The following is a 7591-nucleotide window of genomic DNA, read 5'->3' on the forward strand; positions in this document are numbered from 1 at the left end:
AGATGTAGCTCCGTCTCGTGGGCTCGGAGATGTGTATAAGAGACAGGGGACATAGCGCTTCTTTCTTTATGAAGATGATTCCCGAGGTGGGGATGGAAACATGGTTTACCTCATCGTGTTTTCTGAAAATCTTTCTGGATTTAGGTATTAAATAAACCATCAATTATTGAAATTTTATCTGAAGAGTTTTAAGCTTGGCTCAGTGTTGGCGGAGAGGAGATCTGTTGGGGGAGGTGTATTCACTGTGGGGTTTATCGATGCGTTGTACGCTTTGGGGCGGAGGGAGTTGGAGCGGTCGGGAAGTGGGGAGTTCGCGGATGTCGACAGTTTTTGCCAGATGCCGATGGATTTGATCGAGTCCAACGAAGAATCGGCACGGCGGCTGCCGGGAAAGGAGCTCCAGGTTTGGCTGGATGTCCCGGATCCCAGGGCAGAGTGCCTCGATGTGAGGGGGATCCGAAAGATCGAGATCGCGGATTTCTGGGGCGGAGAGGGCGATGATCGGGAGAAGAAGCGCCGCTACCTCTATCGGGATCCTGTAAGCCCGGCTGCGGCGTGGCGGTATTCGCCGCTCTACAAGCTGGGCAAGGGGGTAGTTGACGGCCCAAAAGCCCTGATGGGGAGTGGAAATTGGAGGAACGACAAGGATTCACGTTTTTTCAAACTCCACAAATCGACGTTGCGGGCCTTCGAGGAGCAGGGCGTTTTCTCGCCGGGCAGCGTGGACCGTATCATGGACGCCCTGGTAGAGAAGATAGATAGATTATCGGAGCTCTGGTCGGACAGAAAGAGGTCCTATCTCCTGATTTTCGGCGCGTCCGATACGGAACGTTTTTATTACCCTGTGGATACCCCGGCCTTTCTCGCCTATTTTCGTTCCTGTTTTGCCAGTGTTTCTGAACCTGAGATCAAAACAAAAAATACACAAGCCCGGAAAAGTAAATCTGTCCCATGCGGGATCTGCCACAACCTGACGACGAGCCCCGTCAATTTTGATAAGATATTTACTTTTGCGACGTTCGACAAAAAGAGCTTTCTGCCGGGGGTGGAGGGCAGCGAAGCCTCGAAGGCCAAGGTCTTTCCTCTCTGCGGCGACTGCTATCGTCTTCTCTCCGAGGGGCGCAACGTCGTGGAGGAGAAATTTCGGGATTTCCGAAGTGTTCCAAAAATCAAAAATCTTCAAGATATCAATATCTATGTCATCCCCGAGCTGTTGACTGGAACATATGACTTTGGAAATGTAGAAAGCAAAAGCCAGGACTTTATGAATATCGGTTTGCGACACGAAGAATTTTTGGCAAAAAACGCCTCTAAACATGGGGATGGACTGGTTTATCATTTTATTTTCTGGGAACCCAACAAGAAACAGCAGAGGATTCTTCTGATGGTGGAGGACGTTCCACCCTCCAGGTTGCGCCGTCTTGACGCGTTATGGAAAGAGGCGGTGTCCATGACAGGCGCGTTAAAGAAATCTTCCTGCGATGAAGACAACGCAACGGAAAAGGCCAAAAGGGCCGCCACACTTCCCCAGGCTATTCAAGTCATCATTGGGGTGCTGATTGGACTGAACGAAAAAAACAACAAAGATGCTGGTGTGTTGCGTGATCAATCGCTGGGCATGTTGGGCCGCCTTCTCAGCGGTAAACGAGTGGACCCTCAATGGGTAAAAAGACTGATTGTGTCCCGCCTGCCGGGGCTGTTCGCGGATTCTGAATGGGTAAGGTCGGACAAGGTTAAGATGGAGAAAACAGAGACGGATAGCCCCAAGCGAAGCAGGGTTGAGACGGTTCGGCGGTGGAATGCCATCGTGGACTTTCTGTATCGAGCTAACGAGCTAACGAGCTAACAAAAACGTTCAGTCCGTTCTCGGCGATGAGGAACGGCAAATCAGGGTAAAGGAGTGAGCGTCATGCGTCTGGATTTTTTTGAGGATTTTCAGGACCCTTATCTTCAAAAACCGGAGGGAAGGGGAATGTTTCTTGCCGGTCTGGTCCTGGGGATGATCGCGCGCGGGCAGGTGGGGAAGGGAGTGGCTATCGATGCCTCTCCCATGTACAAGCAGCTGCACTTTGGACGGATGCAGCGGCGGGATCTCCTGCGTCTGATGGCGCGTGTGCCTGAACTGACGCAGAGATACGAGAACATTTCTGCCTCTTTGGCGGGGATGATCGAGTCCCTCTGCGCCGAGGCGGGGAAGCTGCTGATGGAGGGGGAGCCGCAAGAGCTCGGGGTGGAGGGCAACTTCGCCTTTTCCGTCGCCTTTCTGAACGCACCGGACTATTTCTTCGGCAGGATTTTTAAGAAGCAGGCGGAGGAAGAGGGTATGGGGCAGCATTTGGAATCGGGAGAGGAGGAAAATTAGAATGTCGTTCGAGCAGCGACGTGAGTTGTTGTTTGTCTACAGCGTGAAGGATGCCAATCCAAACGGAGACCCCCTTGATAACAATTCCCCCCGTGTCGATGAGGACAGCGGCCAGATTCTGGTCTCGGATGTCCGTGTCAAGAGGACGGCTCGGGATCAATGGCTGAGGGAGGGACGGGAGGTCTTCGTCGATGGGGAGATTAAGACCCTCAAGAGCCGCGTGGATGAGTTGAAAGACAAATTTGGAGTGGGTAAGGGACAGGATGCGCTTTCTCATTGCCTTGATGTCCGGCTGTTTGGGGTGACTTGCGCTTCTGGTGATGAGAGTGATGCGGAAGAAAGCGGTGCCCAAAAAAAGAAGGGAAAAAAAGAAAAAAACTCTTTTGCCTGGACGGGCCCCGTGCAGTTCAAGTGGGGCCGTTCGCTTCACCGCGCTGCGGTCAAGACCGTCCAGGGGACGGCTGCCTTTGCCAAGAATGAGAGCAGTATGCAACGCTCTATCCGTTATGAGTACATCGTCCCTTTTGTCCTTATAGCGGATTATGCGATTGCCAACCAGTATGCTTCCCTGACGACGGGTGCGACCGACGAGGATCTCGACGCTCTCTTCTCGGCTCTCTGGAAGGGGACCGCCAACCTGATCACCCGCAGCAAGGTGGGGCATATGCCGCGCTTTCTGCTGGAGGTGCGTTATGTAAAAGGCTTTGACGGCATTATTGGGGCGATGGACGAGAAGGTCAGGCTTCTGGGGGCGGACGGGCATATCCTGGGTGCCGACGAGCAACGTGCTCTTCGTTCCTGCGACGAGGTGTTCTTTGACATTACAATGCTGTCCTCCGCCCTGGCCCGGGTCTCCCAGGATGTGGAGCGGGTGAGAATCCTGCATGATTCGGCCTTGAGGGTCAAGGGCATGGAGGAATTGAAGGGCGCTGTTGGAGGAAAGCTGGCGCTGGAAGAGAGGTGAGCCTCAAATGGCCGTCATGTTCGATTGTTCGTCCGACATGGCCCTGTTCCGCAAACCCTACACGACGACCTCCTCGGTCTCCTTCGCGTTCCCGCCGCCTTCGGCTATAGCGGGCCTTGTCTCCGCGATCATCGGCCTGGACAATGGGGCTTCGGGAAACGCTTCCCGGGCGGATTACTGGGGGGAGCTTGTGGGAACCCGTGTCGCCGTCGCCCTTCTCGGGCCGACGCGCTGGCTGAGGGCGGCTGTCAATTTCTGGAATGTCAAAGAGCCCCAAAAAAATCTCCATATTCAAATTAAGCATCAGTTCGTGTCCTCGCCCCGCTACCGCGTCTATGTGTCGGGCGGGATCGAGGCGCGTTTGCGTGGGTATCTGGAGAGGGGGAGCTTCGTCTATACTCCTTGTTTGGGTGTGGCCTACGCCCTTGCGCAGATAGACTATATTGGCTTCTGCGATCCCCGGCCCGTCGAAGAGGGGGAGGTGCGGGTCAATACGGTGATTCCCTGGACGAAGGAAGGAATGGAGCTGAACCTGGCCGAATCGGGAGGGGTGTTCAGTGAACGGGTTCCCTTCAGGCTGACGACGGAGCGGGCACTGGCGGAAAGCATCAAGGTCGTGTACGCCGCCGATGCGGCTCGTCCGCTGTGTCTGCGCAGAAGGGGGGGGCTGCATGTCACGCGATGTGCCGCGCGAGGCGTGGAGGACATTGTTGCGTGGTTCCCTGAGTGGTGACCTGAAGAGCCATCCCGAAAAACGCCTGATCGACCATCTTCTGGAAACGGCGGAGCTGTCCCGGCAGATTGTCGAGTTTCATGGGCTGGAGGATATCGCTTTCGACGTCGAGGCCGCGGCCCTGACCCATGATTTGAAGAAAGCGGATAACAGGTTTCAACAGTATCTTGAAGATATAGTAGCCAAGAAGAAGGGGAAAAGAGTGGAGCATGCCTTCCCATCTGCTTTCTTCACGATGTCCCTGTTCCAGAAACTGGGATTCGAACCGTTCGAAGCTTTCTTCTGCGTGGAGGCGGTACGACGTCATCATACAAGAATCGAGGATTGGGGGACGCTTTCTAACTTCTGGGTAGAATTCCTTGAAGATCAACAAGTTTTGGAAAAATACGTCAACATAAATGCTCTGATCCATGAATGGGCCTATGCTTTGGACGAAGCGTTTGTCGAGTCGTTCATCGATTCTATTGGAAATCGTTACTCCGGGAAATATCCCTTTCCCGATTATTGGCTGAAGCTGCGCAGCGTCCTCTCGGTTCTGGTCGCCGGGGATCGCCTGGACGCCATCAACGTGAAAGCTATGGGCCTTCAGCCCCTGCCCGATTTCACTCCCTATTCTTTTCCCAGCGTCGCCGGGGTGTCGGAGCGCAGACGGGTAACGGATGCCTGGCGCTCGGAGGTCGCGGAAAGCTGCCTGCGCAGCGTCGCGGAAATTCACTCTCCCGGCCTCTTCACCCTGACCCTGCCGACCGGGGCGGGCAAGACCAACATCGGGCTCAGGACGGCCCATACGCTGGCAAAAAATCTGGGGTACTCCACGATTGTCTACGCCCTGCCCTTCATCAGCATCGTGGAGCAGAACGCGGAGTTTGCCAAAAAGGTCTTTGGCGTCGAATCCGTCCAGGAGGATCACAGCCTGATGCTCTCCGGACTGGACGATGAGGATGAAGCGGAGAATGAGGCGCCGGAGTATGACGTCCCCGGAAAGGAAGCGGACAGGACGATGGCCTGGCGGCGGTCGATGCGGCTTTTCCGGTATTGGGGATCCCCGGTGATCGTTACGACGATGGTTCAGCTCTGGAACACGATCTTCAATCCCAAGGCCGGGGCGACGATCGATTTCCATCGGCTCCGCAGCGCGGTTGTGCTGATGGATGAGCCCCAGGGCATCGACTGCCACCTCTGGCCGGAGCTGGGGAAGGTCCTGTCGTTTATTCATGAACGCTGGGGAACCGTCTTTATCCTGATGACGGCCACGCAGCCCAGGATTTTCGAGGGGAAGGAGCTGGCTCCGCGCGTTTGTTTCCCCTTCAGCCGGCATCGCTATCGTTTTGTCGAGGGGAAACATCTTTTGAGCGATTTACCCGGGCTTTTAAGGGAACACATCCCTGCGTTTTCGGAGTCGTCCGGGATGTTGGTGTTCAATACACGCGGTTCGGCCAGAGCGGCTTATGAGCTGCTTAAACCGCTTTTTGGCGATGCGCCGGTCTTCATGCTCAGTCGCTGGATGACGCCGCGGCACCGCAGAGAGACGCTGGACCGCATCAAGGACCTGGAGCGGAAGGGGGAAACGCATTACCTCATCGCCACTCAGGTGGTGGAGGCTGGGGTCGATCTGGATTTCAACTGGGTATTTCGCGATCTCGCACCGCTGGACAGCCTGATTCAGGTTGCAGGACGGTGCAATCGCAGTGGAGAGCGGGAGGACGGGTTTGTGCTGATCACGGCCTTGCAGAACGAGAACGGCCGCTCTTTTGCGGGGCCGATCTATGATGATGTATTGATGGACCATACCCGCCTGTTGCTGGAGAAGTCTCCGGAGTTTGACGAAGGGGATGTCCCGGACATCGTGGCCCGTTATTACGAAAAAATTTCAAATTCCATCGAACCTAAAGCCTTATGGAAAAACATTGAAACGGGAAACTGGGGCAATTACATCCCCTTGTTTAAGGAAATGGATTTTGACGTCCCCGTCTACGTCGATCACGACGGCGATCTGGATGACCTCCTGAATACGTTGATGACCCTGGATAGAACGCTTGACAACAGGGAACGGCTGAAAGCCCTGAACAACCGTCTGCAGCAGTATGCGATCGGGGTGAAAAAAGGGCTGCTGGGGGAGTGGCTGGATCGAGTCGGAAATTTCGTCGTTGATGATTCGCAGGGTCCTGTGGAACAGTATGGAGATTACTGTGTGATTCGACGCTCCGGCATTGGCGAGGGGCCCGACAGCCCATACCATCCTGAGGCTGGCTTCTCTCCTTGCCGTCAAAGTGCTGGATTGGACGATTGGTGAGAATTGGCCATGGCTTTTTCCGAGGATGCACGCATCGGCGGAACCCTGGTCTGGTACTGGAGCATCTGTGCCCGACAGGTCTGGCTCATGGGACGAGGAATCGAACCGGAGCCCAAAGACGAATCCCTCGCCCTCGGCCGCCTGATCGACCGGAACAGCTACGCCCGGGAGCGGCATCAGGTGGCGTTCGGGGACAACAAATTCGACTTCGTTCAGGGCGCGGATGGCGATCTGGTGGTCTGCGAGGTCAAGAAGAGCAGCCGTGCGGAGCGATCGGCGCGGCTGCAGCTTGCCCATTACCTCTACGATCTTCGAAAGGCCGGGATCGAGGCCCGGGGGATCCTGATGTTCCCCACCGAGAAGAAGCGCGTCGAGGTTGTCCTGACGGACGAGCTCGCAGCGGAACTGGACTCCGTCTATGCCGGGATCGAGGAGCTGGTTCGAAAGGACGCTCCGCCTGCGGCGGAGTCCTGCAAATACTGTGGCAAGTGTGCCTATGCCGAGTATTGCTGGGGATAGGGCGTTTGGGCGGGGAGGAAGGACACGATGGGCAAGACCCTGTATCTCTTGAGTTCCGGGGCACTGCGGCGCAAGGACAATACGCTTTTTGTGGAGCGGTCGGGCGAGCCGGGGCAAAAGCCGCGCTTCCTGCCCGTGGAGACGACGGACGAGATCATGGTGATGGGCGATCTGGAGCTCAACAAGAGCCTTTTGGAGTTTCTGACGCAGAAGCGGATCATCCTCCATTTCTTCAACTATCACGGTTATTATGCCGGGACCTACTATCCGCGCGAACACATGAATTCCGGGGCCGTGCTTTTGGCCCAGGCGGCGCACTATATGGATGGAGTCAAGCGTCACGCGCTCGCCTCGGCCCTCATCGTCGGCGCGATTCGGAACATGCGCCGGGTGGTGGGGTACTACCAGCGCCGGGCCTCGCTGGATGTCCAGGACATTCTGGAGGACCTGGAGCGTTTCGAGGACCTGGCGCCGCAAAGCGAGGACGTCCCCGGCCTGATGGGAATCGAGGGTAACGCCCGGAATCGGTATTATCAGTTCTTCGATAGGCTGGTTCAGGACGAGGCGTTCAAGATGCAGGAGCGGACGCGCCGCCCACCGACCAACCGCATGAATGCGCTCATCAGTTTTTTGAACTCCATGTGCTACATTCTGGCACTTTCGCAGATCTACAGGACGCACCTGGACCCGCGCATCGGCTTTCTGCACGAGACGAACTTC

General features: G+C 55.9%; 5 protein-coding genes and 1 pseudogene. All 6 read left to right on the forward strand.

From position 1 onward, the window contains the following. Positions 1 to 244 precede the first annotated feature (244 nt). Positions 245 to 2362: pseudogene (locus ABLA28_RS09410) on the forward strand (TM1802 family CRISPR-associated protein). Between the two features lies 1 nt (position 2363). Beyond that, positions 2364 to 3326 (forward strand): type I-B CRISPR-associated protein Cas7/Csh2, encoded by a 963-nt coding sequence (gene cas7b / locus ABLA28_RS09415; RefSeq protein ID WP_347713447.1) that lies wholly within the window; start codon positions 2364 to 2366, stop codon positions 3324 to 3326. Positions 3327 to 3333: 7 nt separating this feature from the next. Beyond that, the gene (cas5, locus tag ABLA28_RS09420; protein ID WP_347713448.1) at positions 3334 to 4059 is read left to right on the forward strand and encodes a CRISPR-associated protein Cas5; all 726 of its coding nucleotides are present in this window, start codon (positions 3334 to 3336) and stop codon (positions 4057 to 4059) included. Next, positions 3998 to 6352 (forward strand): CRISPR-associated helicase Cas3', encoded by a 2355-nt coding sequence (cas3, locus tag ABLA28_RS09425; RefSeq protein ID WP_347713449.1) that lies wholly within the window; start codon positions 3998 to 4000, stop codon positions 6350 to 6352. Before cas5 ends, cas3 begins: the two co-directional genes overlap by 62 nt. 9 nt (positions 6353 to 6361) lie before the next feature. Further along, a complete protein-coding gene (gene cas4, locus ABLA28_RS09430; protein WP_347713450.1) occupies positions 6362 to 6871 on the forward strand; it encodes a CRISPR-associated protein Cas4 in 510 nt (169 codons plus the stop codon). A 27-nt stretch (positions 6872 to 6898) separates the two neighbouring features. After that, positions 6899 to 7591 (forward strand): CRISPR-associated endonuclease Cas1 (gene cas1 / locus ABLA28_RS09435; protein ID WP_347713451.1); only part of this gene is annotated, 693 nt, incomplete at its 3' end.

It is taken from the genome of uncultured Fretibacterium sp., assembly GCF_963544685.1.
Taxonomy (GTDB): domain Bacteria; phylum Synergistota; class Synergistia; order Synergistales; family Aminobacteriaceae; genus CAJPSE01.

Excerpts from the sequence above, each read along its gene's own strand:
- cas4 (WP_347713450.1), top strand. The coding sequence starts at position 6,362 with ATGGCTTTTTCCGAGGATGCACGCATCGGCGGAACCCTGGTCTGGTAC.
- cas7b (WP_347713447.1), top strand. The coding sequence starts at position 2,364 with ATGTCGTTCGAGCAGCGACGTGAGTTGTTGTTTGTCTACAGCGTGAAG.
- cas5 (WP_347713448.1), top strand. The coding sequence starts at position 3,334 with ATGGCCGTCATGTTCGATTGTTCGTCCGACATGGCCCTGTTCCGCAAA.
- cas3 (WP_347713449.1), top strand. The coding sequence starts at position 3,998 with ATGTCACGCGATGTGCCGCGCGAGGCGTGGAGGACATTGTTGCGTGGT.